Origin of the sequence: Pelomonas sp. V22 (assembly GCF_030014915.1) — a bacterium.
GTDB lineage: Bacteria > Pseudomonadota > Gammaproteobacteria > Burkholderiales > Burkholderiaceae_C > JAUASW01.
The window spans coordinates 130,883-154,589 of the sequence record NZ_JAGIXS010000004.1 but is presented as its reverse complement, the minus strand read 5'-3'; the positions used below and the strand labels follow the sequence as shown (position 1 = coordinate 154,589).

Below are 23,707 nucleotides of genomic sequence, written 5' to 3'. Positions count from 1 at the left end.
TCCGCTGGCACGCTCCCTGCAATGCAGCGCCCCGGATGCCAAGCCGGCACCGAATCCGAACAAGTACAGGAGACTCGCCATGATCTACGCCGCCCCGGGCACGCCCGACGCCCGCATCGCCTACAAGCCGCGCTACGACAACTTCATCAACGGCCGCTTCCAGCCGCCGGTCAAGGGCCAGTACTTCGACGTGGTCACGCCGATCAACGGCCGCGTCTACACCCAGGCCGCCCGTTCTGGTGCCGAGGACATCGAGCTCGCGCTCGACGCGGCCCATGCCGCCGCGCCCAAGTGGGCCGCCGTGCCGCCGGCCGATCGCGCCAACATCCTCTTGAAGATCGCCGACCGGCTCGAGCAGAACCTCGAGCTGCTGGCCTATGCCGAGACCGTGGACAACGGCAAGCCGATCCGCGAGACGCTGAACGCCGACATCCCGCTGGCGGTCGATCACTTCCGCTACTTCGCTGGCTGCGTGCGGGCCCAGGAAGGGGCGCTCAGCGAGATCGATGGCCACACCATCGCGTACCACTTCCACGAGCCGCTGGGCGTCGTGGGCCAGATCATTCCCTGGAACTTCCCCATCCTGATGGCGGCCTGGAAGCTGGCGCCGGCGCTCGGCGCAGGCAACTGCGTCGTGCTCAAGCCGGCCGAGAGCACGCCCATCAGCATCCTCGTGCTGGCCGAACTGATCGCCGACCTGCTGCCGCCCGGCGTGCTCAACGTGGTGAACGGCTTGGGCCGCGAGGCCGGCATGCCGCTGGCCGAGAGCAAGCGCATCGCCAAGATCGCCTTCACCGGCTCCACCGCCACCGGCCGCGTGATCGCACAGGCGGCGGCCAGCAACCTGATCCCGGCCACGCTGGAGCTGGGCGGCAAGAGCCCCAACCTGTTCTTCGACGACGTGATGGCCGAGGACGATGCCTTCCTCGACAAGGCGATCGAGGGCCTGGTGCTGTTCGCCTTCAACCAGGGCGAGGTCTGCACCTGCCCCAGCCGCGCGCTGATCCAGGAGAGCATCTTCGATCGATTCATGGAGCGCGCCATCAAGCGTGTCGCCGCCATCAAGCAGGGCAACCCGCTTGATACCGAGACCATGATGGGCGCCCAGGCCTCGGCCCTGCAGATGGACAAGATCCAGGGCTACCTGGCGCTCGGCAAGGAAGAGGGCGCCAAGGTGCTGATCGGTGGCAGCCGTGCCGAACTCGGCGGCGATCTCGCCGGCGGCTACTACATCCAGCCCACGCTGTTCCAGGGCCACAACCAGATGCGCATCTTCCGCGAGGAGATCTTCGGCCCGGTGCTGGCCGTGACCACCTTCAAGGACGAGGCCGAGGCGCTGCAGATCGCCAACGACACGCCCTACGGCCTCGGCGCCGGCGTCTGGACCCGCGACGGCAGCCGCGCCTACCGCCTCGGCCGTGCCATCCAGGCCGGCCGTGTCTGGACCAACTGCTACCACGCCTACCCGGCGCATGCGGCCTTTGGCGGCTACAAGGAATCTGGCATCGGCCGCGAGACCCACAAGGCCATGCTGGACCACTACCAGCAGACCAAGAACCTGCTGGTCAGCTACTCGCCGAACAAGCTGGGCTTCTTCTGATCAGCCGCCCTCGGTGCCGTCGGTGCCGGGGGCCAGCTGAACCTGGTTGCGGCCGGCCGCCTTGGCGGCGTAGAGCAAGTGGTCGGCCGCCGTCACCGCCGCGTCGAGCGAGTCGGCGCTGTGCGGCACGTCCACGGCGCCGCCGCTGAAATGCAGGGCGTAGCCGGGGGCGAGCGCGACAGGCGTCGCCGCCGCCCGCTCTGCGATCCGCTTCAGCAGGGCGTGGACTTCCTGCAGCCCGGCCTCCGGGACGGCCAGCAGGAATTCCTCGCCGCCCCAGCGCCCGAACACATCGCCGGGCCGGATTGAGGCCTTGACCACACGCGCAAAGGTCTTCAGCGCATCGTCGCCGCCGTCGTGGCCGAAGCGGTCGTTGCAGGACTTGAAATGGTCCAGGTCCAGGATGACCACGACTGCCTGGCCTCGTCGGGCCACCGCATGCTCGACGATGTCGCGCACGCGCTGCTCGGTGTAGCGCCGGTTGGGCAGACCGGTCAGCGGATCGGTGATTGCCTGCTCCCGGTAGCGTCGGCGCTGGCGCGCCAGCAGCACGACGAGACTGGCCAGGACGGCGCCCAGCAGCACCAGCGCGCCCGCCAGCCAGCGCTGGGCGGCGATCACCTCGCTCTGGAGCCGGTCTTGCTCGGTGGCGGCGGCCAGTTGCTGGTCCACCGATTCCGTCATCTGCTCCATCATGGCTGCGTTCGATCGGGTCAGTTGCTGGAACCGCGACTGGTGATAGGCCCGCAGCGCGGCAATGCCGCGCGTGGTGTCTCCCTGCGCGATCAGCAGCTCGGCTTCGGCGCGCCGAACCCCGCCGCGCCGCGCCATGTGGCCGGTGTCGATCAGGGCCTGGATGTCCTCCAGGTCGCGCCGGGCGAGCGCCACCTGGCCCGTGCGCGCCAGGGCCTCGGCGCGCAGCGGCAGCATCGAGTGGCGTGCGACGTCCGGCGCGTCCAGGGCGGCGCCGAAGGGAGCCAGGCAGGACAGCACCCCAGGCCAGTCCTCGCGGTAGGCGGCAATGAAGGCGCAGAGGTGCCCGGCATAGCCCCGCGCGGTCGGTGTGCCGGTGCGCTCGGCCAAGCGGCCGTAAGTGGCGGCCAGCACGCGGGCTTCCTCGTGGCGCCCCAGGTAGGCCAGGCTTTGCGCCAGGTTGTAGATCGTCTCGTGGTCGGGCCGGGGGTAGTCCGACCTGGCGATGTAAGCCTCGACGCGGTCGACGGCCTTCATGTAGCCATGCACGTCGTCCACGATGACATGCAGCATGGCGACGACTTCCCAGGCCGCGCTCGCGATGCTGGCTTCGGTGGCCGCAGCGTCCGGGATCTCGGCCAAGGCCTGTCCCATGTGCCGCAGGGCTTCGCCGCTCTGACCTTCATCGACCAGGCGCCGCGCCAGCACCGTTTGCGCCAGCACCCGGGGCAGCCAGTCGGTCTGGCGGCGGACGCTGGCCTCGATCTCGGCCAAGGGCAGTTGGCGGTCCTGCAGATTGCGCAGGCGCAGCGCATTGATATCGGCCACCGCGAGATAGCGGGCATTGCCCTGTGCCTGGGCTGCCGCTTTCAGCTGCTGGTTCCAGCGCTCGGCGGCGGCGTACTCCCCCTGGCTGATGATGAGGCGCGTGACATGCTGCAGCCGGCTCAGTCCTTCGGCATCGTGGCGGGCAAGGGCGGCCTTGCCAAAGGCCTCGAGTGCCTGAAAGCTCGTTTGCCTGGCGCGCTGCTCGACCCGCTGCGCGTACAGCACCACTTCCGAACTGGCGAGCGAGGCGGCGGGCTCGGCCGACGGAGGCGAATGAGTCCCGGCCGCTGCGGCCGCAAGCACCAGCGCCAGGGCCAACCCGGCCTTCCGCCAATGCGCCAGAAGGTGCAGCCTCGGCATGCCGGGATGCCGGATTACATGCCCTTGAACAGGTGCGTGTAGCTGCGGCTGACTTCGAGCTTCTCGGTCAGGCCCTTCACGCCCACCAGCTGGCGGCCGCGGAAGTCACGGGTGATGCCGGCGATGGCTTTCACGTTCACCAGCGTGGAGCGGTGGATCTGCCAGAACAGCTTGGGGTCCAGCTCGTCCACCAGCTCCTTGATCGGCTTGCGGATCAGCGCTTCCAGCGTGGCGGTCTGCACCCGCGTGTACTTCTCGTCGCTGATGAAGAACAGCACGTCCTCGACCGGGATCATCTGGATGGCCTGGCCCACGGTGGCCTGGATCCACTGCAGGTAAGCCGGCGTGCCACTCGGATTGAGCTGGGCCGAGAGCTTGTGCAGCAGCTGCTGCATGGGCGCAGCGGGCTTGCCGTCATCGGGCACCGGCTCGTTGCTGTGGCGCTGCGAGAGGCGCTTTTTGACGCGCTCCACCGTCACCTGCAGTCGCTCGCGCTCGGCCGGCTTCAAGACATAGTCGGCCACACCCTGCTCGAAGGCCTCGACGGCGTACTGGTCGTAGGCGGTGATGAAGACGATCTCGGGCAGCAGCCAGACTTCGTCCTCGGGCAATTGAGCGATCTGGCGGGCCGCGTCTACGCCCGTCAGGCCTGGCATGCGGATGTCGAGGAACACGAGGTCGGGCTTGTGCTCCTTGACCAGCTCGACCGCTTCGAGGCCGTTCTTGGCTTCGGCCACGATGTCCAGGTCGGGCCAGACTTCGGTCAGGCGGCTGCGCAGCTGTTCGCGCATCAGGCGTTCGTCATCGGCCAGGACCGCGCGCACGCGTTGGGTGGAGGTGGTGTCGTTCATGGCGCGATGTTAGTCGGGGATCAGAGCGCTGGTTCGACCGGAGCCGCAGGTGCTGCCGGAGCCGGCGAGGTCACCGGTCGGGCCGGCTTGCTGCGCAGGGCCAGCCACAGCAGCAGGCCGATCAGGATCAGCGGCGAGAACACCACCGCACCGACACCGACCGCAGCCAGCAGGCCGAGGGCCAGCACGCCGCCGACGATCAGGAGCGGCAGGCCGATGCCCACCAGCAGGCACAGCGGCACGACCACCAGCAGCACCACCGCCGCGATGGCCAGGCCCACGACGCCGCCGATCACATCGGCCAGGTCGGTGGCGCCGAACAGCATCTCTTCGCCGTTGATGGAGATGGACATGTCGGGATGGTTGCCGAGGTGATGCCAGAGGCTGAAGCCGCCGGAGATGGCCGCGATCATGACCAGCAGGGTGAGGACAGCGAAGACCTTGAAAACGCGTTTCATGCTTTGGCTCCTTCAGTAGCGGAATCTTCAGTGCGGCTGCGGTAGGGCACCTGGATCGTGACCACGGTGCCGCTGGGTTGGTTTTCGGTGACGGTGACGCTGCCCTTGCTGCCGTACAGCAGCGAGAGGCGTTCGCGGATGTTGGCCAGGCCCACGCCGGTGCCGCTGGTGGCGGCGCGGCCGAAGCCGAGGCCGGTGTCGGCCACCACGATCTGCAGCTTGCCGTGCACGATCTCGGCCTTGACCTTCAGGCTGCCGCCCTCGGCCTTGGGTTCGAGGCCATGCTTGATCGAGTTCTCGACGAGGCTCTGGATCATCATGGGCGGGAACTCGGCCGACAGCAGGCCCTCGGGCACATCGATCTCGGTCATCAGGCGCTCTTCCATGCGGACCTTGAGGATCTCCAGGTAGGGCCGGATCACGGCGATCTCGCGGCCCAGTTCTCGCATGCCGCCGGTGGCGTTGGCCTCGCGCATCGTTGGCATCGAGGCACGCAGCAGGGCGATCAGGTTCTTTTGCATCTGCGAGGCGCGGGCCGGGTCGGTCTCGATCAGGTGGTCGATGGACGCGAGGGTGTTGAACAGGAAGTGCGGCTCGACCTGGGCCTGCATCGCGGCCATGCGGGCCTCGACGACCTGGCGCTTCAGCGATTCGGCCTCGGCCGTCTCGGCGGCCTGGGCGGCCTTGACCTCGGCCTGGATGCGGCCCTTGTACATGGCCTTGATCACGGCGGACGACAACACGATCAGCCAGGCCAGGCTGTCCAGGAAGTCGCCGAGCCGGGCATAGGTGACACGGGTGCGGGGGCCGCGGCTGGATTCCTCCATGAGGGCGGCGCGGGCTTCCTCAAGCTGGTCGCGGGCCTCGTCCAGGGCCTGCTCGCGAGCCTTCTCGCGGGCTTCGCGCACCGTTTCCTCGATGGCCTTGCGGGTTTCCTCCACCGAGCGACGCAGTTCGTTGCGGTCCACGCCCTTGGGCAGGCCGATGGCGATCGAGGGCAGGTCCTTCAGCTCCTCATCGCTGAGTGCGCTGCTGGCCGGGGCGCTGGCGCCCTTGGGCGCATGGCGGGGCTCGATGCGCAGGCCCTCGTCGTCGATGGTGATCTCGTAGTGGATGGGCTTGTCGGTGGCGATGACCGGCTTGTCCGTGGAGCGCTTCTTGGAGACCTTGGGGATCTTGGGCAGCTCGTAGGGCAGCTCTTCCTCGCCGGTGCGGAACTTGAAGTTGAACGGGGGCAGGTGCTGCAGCACGTTGGCGCCGATGATCAGGGCCACGGCCAGCAGCACGAAACGCTTCCAGCTGATGCTGACCAGCCAGCCGGCATAGACGTGGAAACCGCGCACCGTCAGCGCCGAGAAATGCTGCCAGCGCTGGTAGGGGGTCGGGTTGTCAGGGAGGGTGGCGCTCATGGGAATCTGCCTTGTCGATGGGATGGACTGTACGCATGCCCAAAGTCAGGTGCCTCGAGGGAGCGATGCGCCGTGCGCTCAGAGGGCCCAACTGCACTATTCGCCGACAGTCGGGAGGCCATAAAAAAGGCCCGCCGGGAGGGGCGGGCCTGAATTCGTGAACTACGTCACGAGCGAGGGGTGTCCAGCTTATTGCTTCACGGCCTCGACCTGGATCACCAGGCGCACTTCCTTCGGGAAGCCCCAGGCCAGGCCGTAGTCCACGCCCCACTGGGTGCGGTCGATGGTGGCGGTGAAGTCGCCGCCGCAGACTTCGCGCTTGAGCATGGGGTTCTGGTAGCAGTTGAAGTTGCTGGCCTTCAGCGTCACCGGGGCGGTCTTGTCCTTCAGCGTCAGCACGCCGCTGACTTCGGTGACCTTGTCGCCGTTGAACGTGAACTTGTCGCCGACGAACTTGGCAGCCGGGAACTTCTCGACAGCGAAGAAGTCGTCGCTCTTCAGGTGCTTGTCGAAGGCGGCCGAGCCCGAGTTGATGCCGTTCATGTCGAACGTGATCTCGACCTTGCCGGTCTTGGCTGCGCGGTCCAGCGAGACCGTGCCTTCCTTCTTGTCGAAACGGGCGCGGTTGGTCGAGGTGCCGAAGTGGGCGATCTCGAAGGTGGCGTAGGTGTGGGTCGGGTCGATCGCGTAGGTGGCGCTTTGGGCGTTGGCAAAGCCGGCGGTGGCCAGCAGGGCGGCGGCGATCAGGGCAGTCTTCATCGTCTTCATCATGGCGTTTTCCGTTGGGAGGTTGGAGGGGAGGAAAAGGGGCGCGATCACAGCGGCGCAATGCCGGTGAACGCGAGCTTGAACTTCACTTGCACATCATTGGCGACCATCGAGGTGTCGGCCCATTCGCCGTCGCCGATCTTGAATTCCAGGCGCTTCAGCACGAAGCCGCCGGTGGCCGTGGTGGTGCCGCCGGCCTGCGTCAGGGCCAGGGGCACGGCGATGTCGCGGGTCTGGCCTTTGATGCTCAGCTTGCCGGCCACCTCGTAGCGGCCGCCGCCCAGGGCCTTGACGGCCGAGCTCTGGAACGTGGCCTGCGGCACGCGCTTGGCGTCGAACCAGGCGGCCTTCAGCATCTCGGCATCGAACTCCGGCGCGCCCAGCGTGGCGCTGGCCAGCTCGATGGTGAAGGCCACTTTGGCGGCCTCGGGCTTCTTGGGGTCGAAGCTCAGCTGCGCATCGAAGCGCTTGAACTTGCCGTCCACCGGCACGCCCATCTGCTTGCTGGTGAAACCAAGCTCGCTCTGCGCGGCCAGGAGGCTGATCGGTGCGGCAGCGGCGGCCGCAGCAGGCTTGGCCGGCGTCGCGGCGGCGCCGGGCGTGGAGGACAGGGCCAGGACGGCGGCCGAGGCCAGCGCCAGCAGGGTGGTGGAGAGCGTCTTCATCACAGGGTCCTTCTGGGTTCAGCGCAGGGCCGGCAGCATGCGCTGCACGAGGCCGTCGCGGTCGACGAAATGGTGTTTGAGGGCGGCAGCCACATGGGCCAGCACCAGGGCAGCGAGGCCATAGGCGAGGAACTTGTGAGCGAGCTTCAAGGTCTCGGCCAGCGCCTTGTCGGGGCTCACCAGGTCGGGCAGCGGCAGTACGCCGAACCAGACGATGGGGAAGCCCGCCGCCGAGCTGTAGGCCCAGCCGGCCAGCGGCACGGCAAAGAACAGGGCGTACAGCGCCCAATGTGTGGCGTGGGCCGCAACGGCCTGCCAGGCCGGCATCGCGATGTCGGCCGGCGGCTGCTTGTAGAGGCGCCACAGCAGGCGCAAGCCCGACAGCGCAAGGATGCTCACGCCCGCCCACTTGTGCCAGTTGTAGAGCTTGAGCCGGGCCGGCGAGAAGGGCAGGCCGGTCATGTACAGGCCCACGCCGAAGGCGCCCACGATGGCCAGCGCCAGCAGCCAGTGCAGGGCCATGGCCAACAGGCTGTAGCGCTGCGCGGGGGCGAGGGTGGCTGAGGTCATAGTGGTGGGGCTGGGGTGTTGCGAATGAGGTCAGTGTCAGGGGCGGCACGGCCCCGGCGGTTCACCGCGCTTGACGCCATGGTTCAGATGATTTGAAGGGTGGGCGCTGTGGGCACCCGCACCCCCCTGAGAGGGATGGGCACGCCCTGGAGCGCTGCGGATACTGCGCCGCTTGCGAAGAGACCCCGTCCGAGGGTTCAGCTGACAGTGGAGGGATGCCGTGCCGGTTCACCAAGGCCCTGAAGGGCTGCGGTGGCCGGCATTGCTCTTTTCGCGGCATGCTGGCGAGGGTGCGGCGGCTATATTGCGCGCTGCTCCGCGCCTTGCCTGCCTAGCCTGTCCTCGCTGTGCCCGCCGCCCACCCCTCCGACCCAGAAGCCGACGCGCTGAGCGTGCAGCAGGAGCTGCTGCGCCTGCTGGCGCGCCAGGGGCGGCGCGTGCCTTTTCCGGTGGGTCTGAGCGCCGTGGCGATTGCGCTGATGGCCAGCGCCGGCCTCGGGCCTGCGCTGCCGCTGGCCTGGCTGGCCCTGGTCTTTGCGGTGCTGGCCCTGCGCTGGTGGATGCTGGGGCGGCTGCCGGCCTGGCATGAGCGCACGATGGCGCAGCGGCTGAACTGGGCCGTGGCCCTGAGCGGGCTGAACGGCATCGTCTTCGCCGCCTCGTTCGCCTTCACGCCCTGGATGGTGGACCACGCGCGGATGCTGCAGACCATCCTCCTGCTGGGTCTGTGTGCCGGTGCGGTGGCTACGACGGCCGGCCATCGCCCGGTCTTTCTGGCTTTCCTGTTGCCGGTGACGCTGGCCAACAGCCTCGCCTGGGCCCTGCAGCCGCAGCAAGGTGGCGCGGCCTGGCTGGAATGGCTGCTGGCCGCCCTGATCCTTGCCTTTGCCTGGATCCTGGCAGGCCTCGCGCGCGACACCTACAAGGTCTTCGCCGACTCGGTGCTGATACGCCAGCAGCAGCTGCGCTCCAACGAGCGCCTGCGCCAGGCCCTGCAGCGCGCCGAGACGGCCAACCGCGCCAAGACCCGTTTCTTCGCCTCGGCCAGCCACGACCTGCGGCAGCCTCTGCACACGCTCTCGCTGCTGGGCGCCGCGCTGTCGCTGCGCACGCTGGAGCCGGCCAGCCAGAAGATCGTGGGCCAGATGAACCAGGCGTTGGAGTCGCTCGCTTCGCAGATGGATGCGCTGCTCGATGTCTCCAAGCTCGATGCCGAGGTGCTGACGCTGAACGAGCAGCGCCTCGCGCTGGCGCCCTGGCTCGCACGCCTGGTCCAGGAGTTCGGCCCGGCCGCCCAGCGCAAGGGCCTGAGCCTCACGCTGGACTGCCCACCCGAGGCTCATGTGCTGAGCGACCCGGCGCTGCTGGAGCGCGTGCTGCGCAACCTGCTGGACAACGCCCTCAAGTACACGGCCAGCGGCGGCGTGCGCGTCCATGTGCGCGCGGCCGAGCTGGGCGGCGAGCCGCGTTGGGAGATCGCCGTGATCGACAGCGGCCTCGGCATCGCGCGCAGCGAGCAGTCGCGCGTGTTCGAGGAGTTCTACCAGGTCGGCAATCCGGAGCGCGACCGTGCCCAAGGGCTCGGCCTCGGGCTGTCCATCGTCAGCCGCCTGGTCGATCTGCTGGAGGTGCAGCTGCGCCTGGAGTCCGAGCCCGGCTGCGGCTCAGTGTTCACGCTGAGCCTGGTGGCCGTGGCGCCGCTGGAGGCCAGTGCCCTGGCAAGCAGCGGCCCGCGCCGGCACCGGCTGGCCGGCCTGCGCGTGCTGGTGCTGGACGACGAGCAGCCGGTGCGCGAGGCCATGCAGGCGCTGCTGGCTGCCCATGGCTGCGAGGTGCGGCTGGCCGCCACCACGCGCGCGGCCGTGCTGGACAGCCTGGCCGCGCCGCCCGACCTGGTGCTGGCCGACCTGCGGCTGCGCAGCGGGGACGACGGCATCGCCGCCATTCAATCGCTGCGTTCGGCCCTGCCTGACCTGCCAGCCCTGCTGGTCAGCGGTGACACCGCGCCCGAGCGGCTGCGACAGGCCCAGGCCGCCGGCCTCACGCTCTTGCACAAGCCGGTGCAGGCCGGGGCCTTGCTCGACGCGATCGAGCAGGTGCTGGCGCGGCGCTACCCCGGCCTATCAAACTTGGCGGGCTGAAGCCGGCGAGCTCAGGTTGGCGCGCGACAGCTCGCCACCGTAATGCGCGCTGACCCGCGCATCCATCACCCTGAACCACAGCGGCGGCACATAGGCCAGCATCAGCATGCCGGCATAGCCCATGGGCAACTGCGGGCTGGCATCGAAATGCCGCAGCAGCTGATAGCGCCGGCCCGGGTGGGCATGGTGGTCGCTGTGACGCTGCAGCTGGTAGAGGAAGAGGTTGGAGACCACGTGGTCCGAGTTCCAGGAATGCTCGGGCCCACAGCGCTCGACCTTGCCATCGGCGCCTCGCGCCCGCAGCAGGCCGTAGTGCTCGATGTAGTTCACCACCTCCAGCAGCGAGATGCCGTAGAGGGCCTGGACCAGCACGAAGGGCAGCACGCCGACGCCCAGCCAGGCCGTCACGCCGGCATAGAAGAGCGCGCTCAGTGCCCAGGCCTGCAGGCATAGCCGAGCATCGAGGTGCCAAGCCGAGCGCAGGCTGCCGACGACGGTGCGGGGCAGAAAGGCCCAGAAGCTTTCACCGAGGCGGGCGCTGGCCGGGTCTTCGGGCGTGGCGACGCGCAGGTGATGGCCGCGGTTGTGCTCGACGAAGAAATGGCCGTAGAGCACTGGCGCCAGCGTCAGCAGCGCGAGGGCCCGCTCCCAGCGCGGCCGCTTGTGGCCCAGCTCATGGGCGGTGTTGATCGCGATGCCGTTGACGCCGCCGACGCTGAGAATCAGGCCCAGCCATTGCCAGGGGCTGAGCGGCAGCGTGGTGGCGATCCAGGCGCCGAGCAGGGTGGTGGCGTATTGCGCCGGCACATAGGCCACGACGATGGCGCGGTACCAGAGGCTGCGCTCCAGCGTTGGCGTCGCCGCCTCAGGCGGGTTGCCATGGTCAGGGCCGAGCAGCGCATCGAGCAGCGGGATCACGCCATACATGAAGGCGCTCATCAGGAACAACCAATGCGTCTGGCCGGTCTGCACAAAGCGCAGCAGGTGCCAGCCCACCAGCATCGGCAGGGCCGGCGACAGCAGCCACCAGTAGCGCTTGGGATCGTGCCAGGCCTCGGCTTGCATGCTGCTCAGGCCCGTGAGCCTTCGAGCCGGAAGGTCTCGACCATGCTGGCGAGGCGCAGCGCCTGCTCCTGCAGGCTCGCGGCGGCGGCGGCGCTTTCTTCCACCAGGGCCGAGTTCTGCTGCGTCATGTGATCGAGCTGGCTGACCGCCGCATTGATGGTCGCCAGGCTCTGGCTCTGTTCCTTGGAGCTGGCGCTGACCTCGCCCAACACGCTGGTGACGCGCCTCACGCTGTCCACCACCGCGCCCATGGTCGAGCCGGCGCGGCCCACGAGGCTGGAGCCGGCATTGACCTCGCTGACGCTCTGGCCGATCAGCGTCTTGATCTCCTTGGCCGCTTCGGCCGAGCGCTGGGCCAGGGCCCGCACCTCGCCGGCCACGACGGCAAAGCCGCGACCTTGTTCCCCGGCCCGTGCTGCTTCAACTGCAGCGTTCAGCGCAAGGATGTTGGTCTGGAAGGCGATGCCGTCGATCACGCCGATGATGTCGCTGATGCGGCCCGAGCTGGCATGGATGCGGCCCATGGTGTCGACCACCTGGCCCACGACCTGGCCGCCGTTCTGCGCCACGCTGGCGGCGTCCACCGCCAGCTGGTTGGCCGTGGCGGCGGAGTCGGAGGAGCTGCGCACCGTGCTGGTCAGCTCTTCCATCGTCGAGGCGGTCTGCTGCAGGCTGCTGGCGGCGGCCTCGGTGCGCTGGCTCAGGTCCTGGTTGCCCATGGCGATTTCGCCGGCGGCCGACTTGATGTTCTCGGCGCTGTCGCGCACGTCCTGCACCAGGCTGCGCAGCGAGACCACCATGCGGTTCAAGCCGCGCTGCAGGTCACCGATCTCGTCGCCGCGGCTGCTCTCCAGCTGCACCGAAAGGTCACCCGCACCTATGCGCTCGGTGGCGTCCAGCGCGAGGCGCAGCGGCGGGATGAAGGAGCGTGCCATCAGCCAGGTGCTGACCAGCAGCATCAGCACCACGGCGCCGAGCAGCACGGCGGTGATCATCACGCTGGTCGAGCGAGCGCTCTTGGCGGCGGCAGCCACCTCCACCGCCATGCGGTGCTGCAGGTCCACATAGGCTTTCTGCGCGGCCAGGTATTGGTCCAGCAGCTTGCGCACGCCGGCCACCTGGGTGTCCATGTCGCTGCCGCCTCTAGCCTTGGCGGCGGCATTGCGCGCCTCGATGTAGACGGCGCGGGCCTTGGCGATGCTGGCCAGGCTGGCCTTCTCTTCCTCGGTGTCGGCCGTGGCCTCGATCTTCTTCTGCAGCTCGGAGATGCGGGCCGAGGTGGCGTCCATCTCCGGCTTCAATATCGCCGCCAGTCCGGCGTCGGCGGCCTGCAGGCCAGCCATGGTGCGGGCCGCATTGGCCTGGGTGAGACCGGCCCATTGCAGCGAGATCTCGAGCTTCTCGCGCTGCTCGGCCTGCTCCGCCTGCTCGGCTTCCAGCGCGGCGGCGCTGCGCCAGCTCGACACCAGGGTCAGCGTGATCAGGATGGCGGCCGTCAACAGCGTGGGCAGCCAGAGCCGGAAGGAGATGCTTATGGACTTGTCGTTCAGCATGGTCGTCCCCTGGGGGCGGCACGGGGAGGCCGCCTGGGGACGATTGAATGCGCGCGCCAGGGCTATGTCAATCCGGCTGTGCGCGAGCCGAGCATCTCGTGCACGTCGTGGCTCATCACCGCGAGATAGGCCGCGAGCAGCAGATAGCAGCTGCCGTACTCCCATTTCACGGCCGCCGGCACGGCGTAGTAGGTCTGGGCCTCGACGCTGTCCTTGCGGTACTTCCAGGCCTTCCAGAGTTGCGGCCAGGCCAGCAGGGCCATCAGGATCAGCATGGGGCTGGGCCGCCACAGGAACAGGCCCACCAGCACCGGCACGCCCAAGAGCCAGATGCGCGGCGACAGCACGGCCGTGATGCGGCCACCATCGAAGGGCGAGACCGGGATCAGGTTGAACAGGTTCAGGAAGAAGCCGCTGTAGGAGATGGCGAGCAGCAGGTTCGAGCCCTCGCTGCGCGCGAGCAGGTAGCACAGCGTGGCGCCCACGGTGCCCACGAGCGGGCCGGCGAGGCCCACATAGGCCTCGGTCTGCGCGTCGTGCGGCAGGTCCTTGAGCTCGACCCAGGCGCCGACGAAGGGGATGAAGGTGGGCAGGCCCACGTTCAGCCCCTTCTGGCGTGCTGCCAGGTAGTGGCCCATCTCGTGCACGAAGATCAGCGCCACGAAGCCGGCCGCGTAACGCCAGCCATAGATCCAGGCATAGACCACGACCGACAGCAGCATGCTGCCGCCGCTGGCCAGCAGCTTGCTGAACTTGAGGCCCGAGAAGGCCAGCAGCAGCAACTTGATCATGAGTGCGGCTTCAGGCTTCAGGCTTCAGGCTTCAGGCCTGCGGCTTGTTGCGCTTGAAGAACTTGGCCGCCACGGCACCCACGCCGGCGACGCCGAGGATGATCACCTTGGCGAACTTGGCTACGAAGGCGAAGACCACAGCCAAGAGGCCCAGCTTCTTGGCGCCCACGCCGAGCACCAGGGCGGCAAGGCCGTACTCGGCCACATGGTCGGTGCTGCTGTTGAAGTCGGCGTAGCGCTTGCCCTCGCTGAATTCCAGCGCCGCCAGCAGGCTCTGGGCGTCTGTCTTGTGCGCGCCCAGGTCCTTCAGGTCGGTCACCAGGTTGAGGCTGAAATAGCCCTCGCGGCCCAGCGCATAGGTGTTGTAGTTGACACCCTGATCGTCGCCGGCCGGCGCGCCCTTGCTGCGCGAGCTCATGGCCCAGACCAGGCGATGGCTGTCGGCAGCATAGGCGGGCTTCTCGGCCCAGCCGGTGATCTCCAGCGCGGGCACGCCCATCTTCACGCGCTCTTCGTTCGAAGCCTCCGTACCTTCACGGTAGGACTTCAAGAGGTCGTCGGCGTTCCAGTCCTTGGCATCGTCGTCCTTGATGTAGCCCGACTTCTCGAAGCGCAGCACGGCAAACCAGCCCTGCTTGCTCGTGGGGAAGATGACGCCTTCCAGGTCGGCATAGTTGCCCGGGTTGCCCATGGCGCGCATCACGGCGGCGGCCTGCGGCTGCGGGATGAAGACCTTGCCCTCGGGCAGGTGCAGCACGGCCTGGCCGGCCAGTGCGATGTCCTGCGGACCGGGCTTGGCGGCCTGCTGGGCGTCGGCCCAGGCCTTGGCGGCCTCTTCATCCTTGGTCTGCGCCAGGGCGGAGGCTGCGCTGAGCAGCGGCAGCATCAGGCACAGCAAGGCTCGCGCAAGCATGGTGTTCGTCTTGGTCATTGTTGGAATCTCCCTGGGGTTCGGTCTCGCCGCTGGCGAGCGCGCCAGTCTAGCGGCGGCCTTTGCGGGCAGCAGGCAAAAGAAACCCGCAGGGCTTGCGCGCTGCGGGTTGCGGGGAGGGCGGGAAGTGTGAGCTCGGAGATCAGGCCTGAAATCAGGCTCGTTGCCACTCGGCCATCAGGCTGTCCCACTTGGCGCGGGCGGCATGCACATGGCGCTCCTTCACATGCCCATAGCCGCGGATCTCTTCCGGGATGCGGGCAATGTCGGTGGCCAAGGCCAGCCGTTCGCTGGTCAGCCCCTTGGCCAGGATCGCTTCGATGCTCTCGCGGTACTGCTGGATCAGCGCGCGCTCCATCTTGCGCTCCTCGGTGTAGCCGAAGATGTCGAGCGCCGTGCCGCGCAGGCCCTTCATCTTGGCCAGCACCGAGAAGGCCGGGCGCACCCAGGCGCCGAAGGGGCGCTTGATCAGCTCGCCCTTGTCGTTCTTCTTGGACAGCAGCGGCGGCGCGAGGTGGTGCACGATCTTGTAGTCGCCTTCGAACTGCGCGGCGATCTTGGCCGTGAAGGCCGTGTCGCTGTGCAGGCGGGCGACTTCGTACTCGTCCTTGTAGGCCATCAGCTTGAACAGATACTTCGCCACGGCTTCGGTCAGCTTCGTGCTGTTCAAGCCACCTTCAGCGGCCCGCACCTTCTCGACGAAGGCCTTGTACTGCTCGGCATAGGCGGCGTTCTGGTAGCCGGTCAGGAACTCCACGCGCTTGCTGATGATCTCGTCCACGCCCGGGCGCTTGACGAAGTTGATCACCTGCTTGGCGGCGCTATTTGACAAGTACAGCGACTGCACGGCGGCCAGGTCATGGGCGCAGCGGCGGCCCCATTCGAAGGCGGCCTTGTTGTTGTCGATCTGCACGTTGTTCAGCTCGATGGCGCGCATCAGGGCGGCGTAGCTCAAGGGGATGCGGCCCTTCTGCCAGGCGTAGCCCAGCATCAACGGATTCGTATAGAGCGAGTCGCCGACCAGCTTCACGGCCACTTCCTCGGCGTCGAACATGCCGAGGAAATCCTTGCCCACGGCCGACTGGATCGCGCCCTCGCAGGCGGCGCCCGGGAAGCTCCAGTTGGCGTCGTTCACCAGGCTGGCGGTGGGTGAGCCATGGGTGTTCAGGGCCACATAGGTGCGGCCTTCGCGCATCACGGCCAGCGTGGTCTTGTTGGCCGCGACGATGGAGTCGCAGGCGATCACCAACTGCGCCTCGGCCGTGCCGACCTTGGTGCAGTGGATGGCGTCCCCATGGTCGGCGATCTGGATGTGGCTCCAGGTCGCGCCGCCCTTTTGCGCGAGGCCGGCGGCGTCCTGCGTGATCACGCCCTTGCCTTCCAGGTGGGCCGCCATGCCGAGCAGCTGGCCGATGGTGATGACGCCGGTGCCGCCCACGCCGGCCACCACGATGCCCCAGGCCTCGGCGGCGCTCGGGATCAGCGGTTGCGGGATGACGCCCATGGCGGCATCAAACGGGTTCAAGGACTTGTCCTTCTTGGGCTTCTTCAGCGCGCCACCTTCGATGGTGACGAAGCTGGGGCAGAAGCCCTTGGTGCAGCTGTAGTCCTTGTTGCAGCTGTTCTGGTTGATCTGGCGCTTGCGGCCGAAGTCGGTTTCCAGCGGCTCGACCGACAGGCAGTTGGACTGGATCGAACAGTCGCCGCAGCCTTCGCAGACCAGCTCGTTGATGACGACGCGCTTGGCCGGATCCACGAGCTTGCCGCGCTTGCGGCGGCGGCGCTTTTCGGTGGCGCAGGTCTGGTCGTAGATGATGACCGAGGTGCCGGTGATCTCGCGGAACTGGCGCTGGATCGCGTCGAGCTCGTCGCGGTGGTGCACGGTCACGCCGGGCAGCAGGTTGGCGGTGAGGTACTTGTCCGGGTCGTCGGTCACGATCACCAGCTTGGCTACACCCTCGGCCGTCACGCTCTGCATGATCTGCATCACCGAGTGGCCCTCGGGGCGCTCGCCCACCTGCTGGCCGCCGGTCATCGCTACCGCGTCGTTGTAGAGGATCTTGTAGGTGATGTTGACGCCGGCGGCTATCGACTGGCGGATCGCCAGGATGCCGCTGTGGAAGTAGGTGCCGTCGCCGAGGTTGGAGAAGATGTGCTTCTCATCGGTGAAGGCCGACTGGCCCACCCAGGGCACGCCCTCGCCACCCATCTGCGTGAAGGTGGCGGTGTTGCGGCCCGGCATCCAGGTGACCATGTAGTGGCAGCCGATGCCGCCCACGGCGCGCGAGCCCTCGGGCACGCGGGTCGAGGTGTTGTGCGGGCAGCCCGAGCAGAACCAGGGCGTGCGGTCTGCACCACCAGCGGTCTTCTCTTCGGCCTTCAGCGCGTTTTCCTTGGCGTCGATCACGGCCACGCGGGCATCGAGGCGGGCAGCGATGTCGCTGTCCACGCCCAGCTTCTTCAGGCGCTTGGCGATGGCGCGGGCAATGATGGCCGGCGTGAGGTCAGCCTGCGGGCGCAGCAGCCAGTTCTGGCTCGGGTTGGCCTGGTTCCATTCGCCGCCGGTGTTGTCACCCTCGATCTCGTCGAACTTGCCCAGCACGTTGGGGCGCACGTCGGGGCGCCAGTTGTACAGCTCTTCCTTGAGCTGGTACTCGATCATCTGGCGCTTCTCTTCGACGACCAGGATCTCCTGCAGGCCGGTGGCGAAGTCGCGCGTGATGGTGGCTTCCAGCGGCCACACGACATTGACCTTGTGCAGGCGGATGCCCAGGCGGCGGCAGGTGTCGTCGTCGAGGCCGAGGTCATGCAGGGCTTGGCGCGTGTCGTTCCAGGCCTTGCCGCTGGCGATGATGCCGAAGCGGTCGTTCGGCGTGGCGACCACGTTGTAGTTCAGCTTGTTGGCACGCACGTAGGCCAGGGCCGCGTACCACTTGTAATCCATCAGGCGCTTTTCCTGCTCCAGCGGCGCGTCGGGCCAGCGGATGTGCAGGCCACCGTCGGGCATCTGGAAGTCTTCCGGCAGGATGATGTTCACGCGGTCCGGGTCGACGCTGATGCTGCCCGAGGACTCAACGATTTCCTGGATGGTCTTCAGGCCCGACCACAGGCCGGAGAAGCGGCTCATCGCAAAGGCATGCAGGCCCATGTCGAGGATGTCCTGCACGCTGCTCGGGAAGAACACCGGGAAGCCCACGGCCTTGAATACGTGGTCGCTCTGGTGGGCGGCGGTGGAGCTCTTGGCGATGTGGTCGTCACCGGCCACGGCGATCACGCCGCCATGCTTGGAGGTGCCGGCCATGTTGGCGTGCTTGAACACATCGATGCAGCGGTCCACGCCCGGGCCCTTGCCGTACCAGATGCCGAACACGCCGTCGAACTTGGCCTTCTCGGGGAACAGGTCCAGCTGCTGCGAACCCCACACGGCGGTGGCGCCCAGCTCTTCATTGACGCCCGGCTGGAACACGATGTTCTGCTTGGCCAGGTGCTTCTTGGCCTGCATCAGCATCTGGTCGTAGCCGCCCAGCGGCGAGCCGCGGTAGCCTGAGATGAAGCCGGCGGTGTTGAGGCCGACCATGGCGTCGCGCGTGCGCTGCAGCATCGGCAGCCGCACCAGGGCCTGGACGCCGCTCATGAAGGCGCGGCCGCTGTCTAGCGAATATTTGTCGTCCAGCGTGACCTTCTCTAGCGAGCGCAGGATGTGTTCGGGCAGCGGTGCATTCATGGGCGATGGCTCCTGGTGGACGGGGCGCGCCGGGGTCGCTTGTGGCGGCCGGGCAGGCCCGGATAGCGGCAGTATTCCGGATCAGCGAGTGTAGGGAAAGCGGGGCGCGCGGTGCTTTCTCATTTGCGCTTGGAATCCTTATCTGGAGCAATAATCTTTCCTGATTCTGGATTTATCTATCGATATGGTTTCCAAAATTCGCAAATCAGGGCAAACCCCGTCCTCGACGGCGCCTGCCTCGCCGCCGCTGGTCGAGGCCGAGGACGGCGCGCTGGACCGCTATCACATCGCCATCCTCGGGGAGCTGCAGCGCGAGGCGCGACTGTCCAATGCCGAGTTGGCCGCGCGCATCGGCCTGTCGGCCGCGCCGACCTGGCGGCGGGTGCGCTGGCTGGAGGAGCAGGGCTTCATCACCGGCTACCGCGCCGAGATCGACCGCCGCAAGGTGGGCCTCGGCGTGCTGGCCTTCGTCAAGCTCGACGCCGACCGCAACAACGCGCAAGCCACCAAGGTGCTGGAAGAAGCGATACGCCGCCTGCCCGAGGTGATCTCCTGCCACTACATCTCGGGCGCCGGCACCTTCGAGCTGCAGGTGCTGGCCACCGACCTCGATGCCTTCAGCCGCTTCACGATCGACACGCTCTTGAACCTGCCCAATGTCAAGGACGTGCACACCAGCTTCTCTTTGGGCGAAGTGAAGGCGGGCGGTGGCGTGCCGCTGGCTCATTTGCATCCCTGATCGGGTAGGCTGCAGCCCATGGATCGCGTCACCACCACCGCCGGCTGGACGGAGCGTCTCGCAGACCTCCTGTTCACCTCCGAACCGGTGCAGCGCATCCGCCTGCGTCAGGCCAGCCTGGCGATCGCGCTGATGGCGCTCTGCGTCTGCATCATGCAATACGCGGCCTGGGTCTCGAGCGTGGCCCAGGGCCCGCTGTGGTGGTGGACCCTGCTCTCGCTCGGCGGCCTGCTCGGCACCTATCTGTTGATTCGCTGTGGCTGGAGCAAGCGCCTGAAAGACCCCTCGCTGACGGTGCCGCAGATGTGCATCGCCATCGTCAGCGGTGCCATCGGCTATGCGATGGCCGGGCCGGTGCGCGGCGCGACCTTTCCCATCCTGCTGACCATCCTGGTGTTCGGCATGTTCCAGCTGCGCGCCTCCACCACCTTGCGCATCAGCCTGTTTGCATTGGGCCTGTTCGGGCTGACGATGGCGGGCATGTCGCAGTGGCGGCCCTCGGTCTATCCGCCGGCGGTGGAGCTCGGGCACTTCCTGATGCTGGCCTGCACGCTGCCGGCTGTGTCCATCCTGGCCGGGCGGCTGAGCCGCATCCGCCATCGCCTGGCGCGCCAGAAGACCGAGCTGGCCGAGGCGCTGGCGCAGATCCAGGCCATGGCCACGCGCGATGAGCTCACCGGCCTTTTGAACCGCCGCCACATGCAGACCCTGCTGGACCAGGAGGTGCAGCGCTGCCAGCGCAACGGCCAGAGCTTCTGCGTGGCCCTGCTCGACATCGACCACTTCAAGCGCATCAACGACCAGCACGGCCACGGTGCCGGCGACGCCGTGCTGCGCGGCTTTGCCGACATCGCCCAGGCGGCGATACGCGCCTCCGACGTGCTGGCCCGCTGGGGCGGCGAGGAGTTCGTGCTGCTGATGGCCGACGCGCGCATGCCGCCAGCCGTGGCCGGGGTCGAGCGCGTGCGCGAGCATGTGCAGGCCCTGCGCGTGCCCATGGGCGAGCTGATGCTGCACACCAGCGTCTCCGCCGGCCTGACCCAGTACCGGCCCGGCGAAAGCCTGGCACAGACGCTGGAGCGGGCCGACCGCCTGCTCTACCAGGCCAAGAATGAGGGCCGCAATCGCGTGCTTTTCGGCTGAGCTGCTGGGCGCCTGCCGGGTCTATGCTGCGCCCATGATCAAGCGCCGCGACCTTGCTGGATTGCTGACGGGATTGCTGCTGCTCGCGGGCCCGCCGCTGGCGCGTGCCGCCGAGCCGCCGCAAGTGATGCTGCAGATCGAGCTGCGCTGGGTCGAGTCCAGCCTCAGCGGCGCTGCGCTGGCCGGCAACAAGCACGGCGCGGTGGTCGTGGGCACCGGCGGTTCAGTCTCGCCGCGAGGCGGCAAGATCCTCTCGACCCGGCCCGACGATGCCGGCGTTTCGCCGGTGCAGCGCCTGCTGGTGCTGAACGGCCGCTCGGCCTCGGCCCTCACCAGCCAGCCGCGCCGCATCGAGATGCTGGACTGGGGCGTCGAGAGCCGCCGCGGCCAGTGGCAGCCGCAGGCCCAGATGCGCTCGGTCTGGGTCGAGCGCCAGACCGGCTTCCAACTCAAGCCGAGCTGGCCCGGTGGCCAGCAGCCGGTGCTGCTGGAACTGCGCGCCCTCTTGCCGCGCGGTGAAGGCGACAGCGAGGAACTGGTCACGACGCAGCTGATACCACTGGAGCAATGGGCCACCGTGGCTCGCGAGGGCGGCAACCCCCAGCCCACGGCCCCGGGCGCCTATAGCAGCCGCGATGCCGAGCCGCAGACCAGCCGCGAGCTGCAGGTGCGCATCAGCCGCGCCCCAGGGTAATTGGTATTTGATTGGTAGTTTATTGGTGTTAGGCTTCGCCGGCCCTCAGCCCGGAGTCCCCATGCGCTTGCCTGCTACCGCCTTTGCTGCTGCCGTCCTGCTGTCCCTTGGCCTTGCTGCGTCATCCCATGCGGCGCCGCCGCTGTTCGGCGGCAAGCCGCTTGCCTTCCAGGCAGCCACCAAGCCATCGATGCAGGCGCCGGTGGTGGGCGTCTATGTGCCGAGCTGGGAGGGCGTAGAGCAGCTGGACAAGATCCAGCCCGGCAGCGTCAGCCACATCCTCTATGCCTTTCTGCGACTCTGCGGTCCGGGCCAACTGGCCAAGGACGACAAGGCCTGTGCTGGTCGCGCCGAGTTCACGCTGACCGATGGCGAGACCGAGCGCCGCTTCAACCAGGGCTTCGTCAAGCTCAAGGGCCGCCTGCCCGGCCTGCAGGTCGTGGCTTCGGTCGGCGGCTGGGGCGGCTCCGACCCCTTCTTCCACCTGGCCAACGATGCCGCCAAGCGACGCGCCTTTGCCACCGATGTGGTGCGCTTTCTGCGCTCGCATCCAGGCTTCGACGGCATCGACATCGACTGGGAGCACCCGGGCGGCAATGGCGCTGCCAATGGCGTGCAGCTGGGCAGCAAGGCCGATGGCCAGGGCTATGCCGACCTGATGAGCGATCTGCGCGTCGCCGTCGATGCCCTGGGCCGCGAGACCGGCCGCCGCTACCTGGTGACCACGGCCGTCAACCCCGGCAGCCTTATCGTCGACCGCATCAATTTCAAGCAGGCCGCAGCCGCGCTGGACCTGGTCTTCATGATGAGCTACGACTACTACGGCGTGTGGTCGCCCGATGCCGGCCATCACTCGGCGCTCAAGAGCGAGCGCCCTGGCGATGAGAGTCTGGAGCGCTCGGTCGCCAACCTCGAGCAGGCCGGCGTGCCGCGCAAGAAGCTGGTGGCCGGCGTGGCCATGTATGGCCGCGGCTTTGCTGGCGTGAGCAAGCCGGGCAACGGCGCCCAGCGCAGCGGCCCCTATCCGGCCGAAGGCGATGTGGGCGCGATCACCTACCGCGCGCTGCGGGCCGACCGCATCGATGACCGCGGCCGCGCGCTGAACGGCTGGCAGCTGCGCCATGACGACAAGACCGGCTCGTGGAGCCTGTACCAGCCCGAGCAGCAGCTCTGGGTCGGCTTCGACGATCCGCGCGGCGTGCTGGCCAAGGGCCGCTACGCGATGAGCGCTGGCCTGGCAGGCGTGTTCGCCTGGGAGCTCTCGCAAGACCACAAGGGCGAGCTGCTGAACGCCATGAATCTCGGCGTGGGGAAGCGCCCTCGCTGAACGAACGGGTGCTGCGATGGGGTCAGGCCGTGCCTGCCGCGCCACGACAGGTTGGTCAAACGCGCGCATTGCCTTGACCTTGTCTTCCGATTGGAGGTAAATCGGCCCGTGCCTGCCGTGCCGGCGGCCGCCTCCGTACGGAGCAAGGAAGGAGTCCCGCCTTGACCCACAAGCCCTACCGCATCCTCAGTCTGGACGGTGGGGGCACGTTTTGCCTCATACAGGCGAAGGCACTGGCCGCACTGTTCGGCGCGCACACGCCGGGCCGCAAGGTCCTCAGCCACTTCCAGCTCGCGGCCGCCACCTCGGGCGGTTCATTCGTTCTGGCCGCGCTCGCCAACGACAAGAGCCCTGGCGACATCATCGAGAAGTTCGGCACCGAGGCCAATCGCAAGCGCTTCTTCAACCGGCTGCCGTTCTGGCAGCGCTGGATCTCGGTGCTCAGCGGCGGCCAGCTCGGCACCCGATTCGACCCTCGCAGCAAGAAGCAGTTCATTGAAAGCACGCTGGCCCCGGTGGGGCAGCAAAAGCTGATCGAACTGGGCCGCGACAACACGCTGCCCGCCCTGCTGATCGTCGGCTACGACTACCAGTACGACCGCGCCAAGCTGCTGCGCAGCAGGCCCGACAGCCCGGCAGCGAACTTCCCGCGCGACGACGGGCACGTCACGCTGGCCGAAGCGGTGGACCTGTCGACCCATGCGCCAGTGAACTGGTTCTCCGGCCTTTCACGACCCGCCGGCAGCCAGGCGCCCGGCTACTGGGACGGCGCGCTGACCGGATTCAACAACCCGGTGCAGCTGGCGGTCAGCGAGGCCATCGGCAATGGCGTTCCGCGCGAGGACATCGGCGTGCTGTCGCTGGGCACCGGGCATTGCATGCTGCTGTCGCAGGAGACGCCAGCGGCGCCCGAACTGCGCATCGAGAGGCAGACGCCGGGCTTGCTGCGCGACCTGGTCAAGGTGGCGCGGGCCATCATCGGCGAGCCGCCGGATGCCGACAGCTACCTGGCCCATCTCTCGCTGACCGGTGCCGTGCCGGCAGCTGCTGGCCAGACGATGGATTCTCCCGTCATCCGCTGCAGCCCCTTGATCCATCCCTTGCGCAGTGACGGGCAATGGGCGCCGCCGCCCGGCCTCGGCTCGGTGGCCGAATTCGGCCGCCTGGCGAGGCTGGATATTGCCGCCACGGCCGATGCCGACGTGGCCCTGATCAATGCCCTGATCGGTGACTGGATCGCCGGCCACAGCCAGAACCAGCCTGTCCGCCGTGCTGGGGCTTACTTCGAACTTCATGAGGGGCATTGGGACGAGCAGCGCTGCTGCGAGATCGGCTATCCGCGCTTCGCCGACGCGAAGGCAGCCTGGCAGCGCATGTGCGCGGCACCGCTCGTCTAG

General features: G+C 67.9%; 19 protein-coding genes. 7 read left to right on the top strand and 12 right to left on the bottom strand.

What is annotated here, in order from left to right; translation table 11 throughout:
- Positions 1 to 79 precede the first annotated feature (79 nt).
- On the top strand, positions 80 to 1,600 hold the full coding sequence (locus J7U46_RS14955; RefSeq protein ID WP_282827186.1) for an aldehyde dehydrogenase family protein: 1,521 nt from the start codon (positions 80 to 82) through the stop codon (positions 1,598 to 1,600).
- Here the strand turns inward: J7U46_RS14955 and J7U46_RS14950 are convergent, their stop codons facing one another.
- From J7U46_RS14950 to J7U46_RS14920, 7 genes are all read right to left on the bottom strand, one after another.
- Positions 1,601 to 3,481, bottom strand: coding sequence for a diguanylate cyclase (locus tag J7U46_RS14950; protein WP_282827184.1), 1,881 nt, complete (start codon positions 3,479 to 3,481; stop codon positions 1,601 to 1,603). It abuts the gene before it with no gap.
- A 14-nt stretch (positions 3,482 to 3,495) separates the two neighbouring features.
- On the bottom strand, positions 3,496 to 4,332 hold the full coding sequence (locus J7U46_RS14945; protein ID WP_282827182.1) for a LytTR family DNA-binding domain-containing protein: 837 nt from the start codon (positions 4,330 to 4,332) through the stop codon (positions 3,496 to 3,498).
- A 20-nt stretch (positions 4,333 to 4,352) separates the two neighbouring features.
- On the bottom strand, positions 4,353 to 4,790 hold the full coding sequence (locus J7U46_RS14940) for a hypothetical protein (protein ID WP_282827181.1): 438 nt from the start codon (positions 4,788 to 4,790) through the stop codon (positions 4,353 to 4,355).
- Positions 4,787 to 6,199, bottom strand: coding sequence for a histidine kinase (locus J7U46_RS14935; protein ID WP_282827179.1), 1,413 nt, complete (start codon positions 6,197 to 6,199; stop codon positions 4,787 to 4,789). The genes J7U46_RS14940 and J7U46_RS14935 overlap by 4 nt, the downstream gene beginning before the upstream one ends.
- A gap of 189 nt (positions 6,200 to 6,388) precedes the next feature.
- Positions 6,389 to 6,967: a YceI family protein gene (locus tag J7U46_RS14930; protein ID WP_282827616.1), complete on the bottom strand. Its 579-nt coding sequence runs from the start codon at positions 6,965 to 6,967 to the stop codon at positions 6,389 to 6,391.
- Between the two features lie 47 nt (positions 6,968 to 7,014).
- Positions 7,015 to 7,632 (bottom strand): YceI family protein, encoded by a 618-nt coding sequence (locus J7U46_RS14925; RefSeq protein WP_282827177.1) that lies wholly within the window; start codon positions 7,630 to 7,632, stop codon positions 7,015 to 7,017.
- An 18-nt stretch (positions 7,633 to 7,650) separates the two neighbouring features.
- The gene (locus J7U46_RS14920; protein WP_282827175.1) at positions 7,651 to 8,202 is read right to left on the bottom strand and encodes a cytochrome b; all 552 of its coding nucleotides are present in this window, start codon (positions 8,200 to 8,202) and stop codon (positions 7,651 to 7,653) included.
- Between the two features lie 347 nt (positions 8,203 to 8,549).
- Between J7U46_RS14920 and J7U46_RS14915 the strand changes: the two genes are divergently transcribed.
- Positions 8,550 to 10,343, top strand: a complete 1,794-nt coding sequence (locus tag J7U46_RS14915; RefSeq protein WP_282827172.1) for a hybrid sensor histidine kinase/response regulator — start codon at positions 8,550 to 8,552, stop codon at positions 10,341 to 10,343.
- On the opposite strand, the gene J7U46_RS14910 is transcribed toward J7U46_RS14915, so the two are convergent.
- From J7U46_RS14910 to J7U46_RS14890, 5 genes are all read right to left on the bottom strand, one after another.
- Positions 10,326 to 11,408 carry an alkane 1-monooxygenase gene (locus J7U46_RS14910; protein ID WP_282827169.1) on the bottom strand — a complete coding sequence of 361 codons (1,083 nt, stop codon included), beginning with the start codon at positions 11,406 to 11,408 and terminating at the stop codon, positions 10,326 to 10,328. The two genes, J7U46_RS14915 and J7U46_RS14910, sit on opposite strands and share 18 nt — an antisense overlap.
- Before the next feature lie 5 nt (positions 11,409 to 11,413).
- On the bottom strand, positions 11,414 to 12,961 hold the full coding sequence (locus J7U46_RS14905) for a methyl-accepting chemotaxis protein (protein WP_282827167.1): 1,548 nt from the start codon (positions 12,959 to 12,961) through the stop codon (positions 11,414 to 11,416).
- A 62-nt stretch (positions 12,962 to 13,023) separates the two neighbouring features.
- The gene (locus J7U46_RS14900; RefSeq protein WP_282827165.1) at positions 13,024 to 13,752 is read right to left on the bottom strand and encodes a site-2 protease family protein; all 729 of its coding nucleotides are present in this window, start codon (positions 13,750 to 13,752) and stop codon (positions 13,024 to 13,026) included.
- Between the two features lie 31 nt (positions 13,753 to 13,783).
- Positions 13,784 to 14,638: a DUF2167 domain-containing protein gene (locus tag J7U46_RS14895; RefSeq protein WP_282827614.1), complete on the bottom strand. Its 855-nt coding sequence runs from the start codon at positions 14,636 to 14,638 to the stop codon at positions 13,784 to 13,786.
- 199 nt (positions 14,639 to 14,837) lie between these two features.
- A complete protein-coding gene (locus J7U46_RS14890; protein ID WP_282827163.1) occupies positions 14,838 to 18,407 on the bottom strand; it encodes an indolepyruvate ferredoxin oxidoreductase family protein in 3,570 nt (1,189 codons plus the stop codon).
- A gap of 184 nt (positions 18,408 to 18,591) precedes the next feature.
- On the opposite strand from J7U46_RS14890, the gene J7U46_RS14885 reads away from it, so the two are divergent.
- The 5 genes from J7U46_RS14885 (at position 18,592) to J7U46_RS14865 (ending at position 23,707) form a co-directional block, all read left to right on the top strand.
- Positions 18,592 to 19,146 (top strand): Lrp/AsnC family transcriptional regulator, encoded by a 555-nt coding sequence (locus J7U46_RS14885; RefSeq protein ID WP_282827161.1) that lies wholly within the window; start codon positions 18,592 to 18,594, stop codon positions 19,144 to 19,146.
- Between the two features lie 18 nt (positions 19,147 to 19,164).
- Positions 19,165 to 20,289 (top strand): diguanylate cyclase, encoded by a 1,125-nt coding sequence (locus J7U46_RS14880; RefSeq protein ID WP_282827159.1) that lies wholly within the window; start codon positions 19,165 to 19,167, stop codon positions 20,287 to 20,289.
- A 34-nt stretch (positions 20,290 to 20,323) separates the two neighbouring features.
- Positions 20,324 to 20,983, top strand: a complete 660-nt coding sequence (locus J7U46_RS14875; protein ID WP_282827157.1) for a hypothetical protein — start codon at positions 20,324 to 20,326, stop codon at positions 20,981 to 20,983.
- Between the two features lie 61 nt (positions 20,984 to 21,044).
- Positions 21,045 to 22,310, top strand: coding sequence for a glycoside hydrolase family 18 protein (locus J7U46_RS14870; RefSeq protein ID WP_282827155.1), 1,266 nt, complete (start codon positions 21,045 to 21,047; stop codon positions 22,308 to 22,310).
- Positions 22,311 to 22,471: 161 nt separating this feature from the next.
- Complete coding sequence (locus tag J7U46_RS14865) at positions 22,472 to 23,707, top strand: patatin-like phospholipase family protein (RefSeq protein ID WP_282827153.1); 1,236 nt, start codon at positions 22,472 to 22,474, stop codon at positions 23,705 to 23,707.

Excerpts from the sequence above, each read along its gene's own strand:
- J7U46_RS14935 (WP_282827179.1), bottom strand. The coding sequence starts at position 6,199 with ATGAGCGCCACCCTCCCTGACAACCCGACCCCCTACCAGCGCTGGCAG.
- J7U46_RS14910 (WP_282827169.1), bottom strand. The coding sequence starts at position 11,408 with ATGCAAGCCGAGGCCTGGCACGATCCCAAGCGCTACTGGTGGCTGCTG.
- J7U46_RS14885 (WP_282827161.1), top strand. The coding sequence starts at position 18,592 with ATGGTTTCCAAAATTCGCAAATCAGGGCAAACCCCGTCCTCGACGGCG.
- J7U46_RS14930 (WP_282827616.1), bottom strand. The coding sequence starts at position 6,967 with ATGAAGACGATGAAGACTGCCCTGATCGCCGCCGCCCTGCTGGCCACC.
- J7U46_RS14945 (WP_282827182.1), bottom strand. The coding sequence starts at position 4,332 with ATGAACGACACCACCTCCACCCAACGCGTGCGCGCGGTCCTGGCCGAT.
- J7U46_RS14920 (WP_282827175.1), bottom strand. The coding sequence starts at position 8,202 with ATGACCTCAGCCACCCTCGCCCCCGCGCAGCGCTACAGCCTGTTGGCC.
- J7U46_RS14925 (WP_282827177.1), bottom strand. The coding sequence starts at position 7,632 with ATGAAGACGCTCTCCACCACCCTGCTGGCGCTGGCCTCGGCCGCCGTC.
- J7U46_RS14890 (WP_282827163.1), bottom strand. The coding sequence starts at position 18,407 with ATGAATGCACCGCTGCCCGAACACATCCTGCGCTCGCTAGAGAAGGTC.
- J7U46_RS14900 (WP_282827165.1), bottom strand. The coding sequence starts at position 13,752 with ATGATCAAGTTGCTGCTGCTGGCCTTCTCGGGCCTCAAGTTCAGCAAG.
- J7U46_RS14950 (WP_282827184.1), bottom strand. The coding sequence starts at position 3,481 with ATGCCGAGGCTGCACCTTCTGGCGCATTGGCGGAAGGCCGGGTTGGCC.
- J7U46_RS14870 (WP_282827155.1), top strand. The coding sequence starts at position 21,045 with ATGCGCTTGCCTGCTACCGCCTTTGCTGCTGCCGTCCTGCTGTCCCTT.
- J7U46_RS14880 (WP_282827159.1), top strand. The coding sequence starts at position 19,165 with ATGGATCGCGTCACCACCACCGCCGGCTGGACGGAGCGTCTCGCAGAC.
- J7U46_RS14940 (WP_282827181.1), bottom strand. The coding sequence starts at position 4,790 with ATGAAACGCGTTTTCAAGGTCTTCGCTGTCCTCACCCTGCTGGTCATG.
- J7U46_RS14875 (WP_282827157.1), top strand. The coding sequence starts at position 20,324 with ATGATCAAGCGCCGCGACCTTGCTGGATTGCTGACGGGATTGCTGCTG.
- J7U46_RS14955 (WP_282827186.1), top strand. The coding sequence starts at position 80 with ATGATCTACGCCGCCCCGGGCACGCCCGACGCCCGCATCGCCTACAAG.
- J7U46_RS14905 (WP_282827167.1), bottom strand. The coding sequence starts at position 12,961 with ATGCTGAACGACAAGTCCATAAGCATCTCCTTCCGGCTCTGGCTGCCC.
- J7U46_RS14895 (WP_282827614.1), bottom strand. The coding sequence starts at position 14,638 with ATGCTGCCGCTGCTCAGCGCAGCCTCCGCCCTGGCGCAGACCAAGGAT.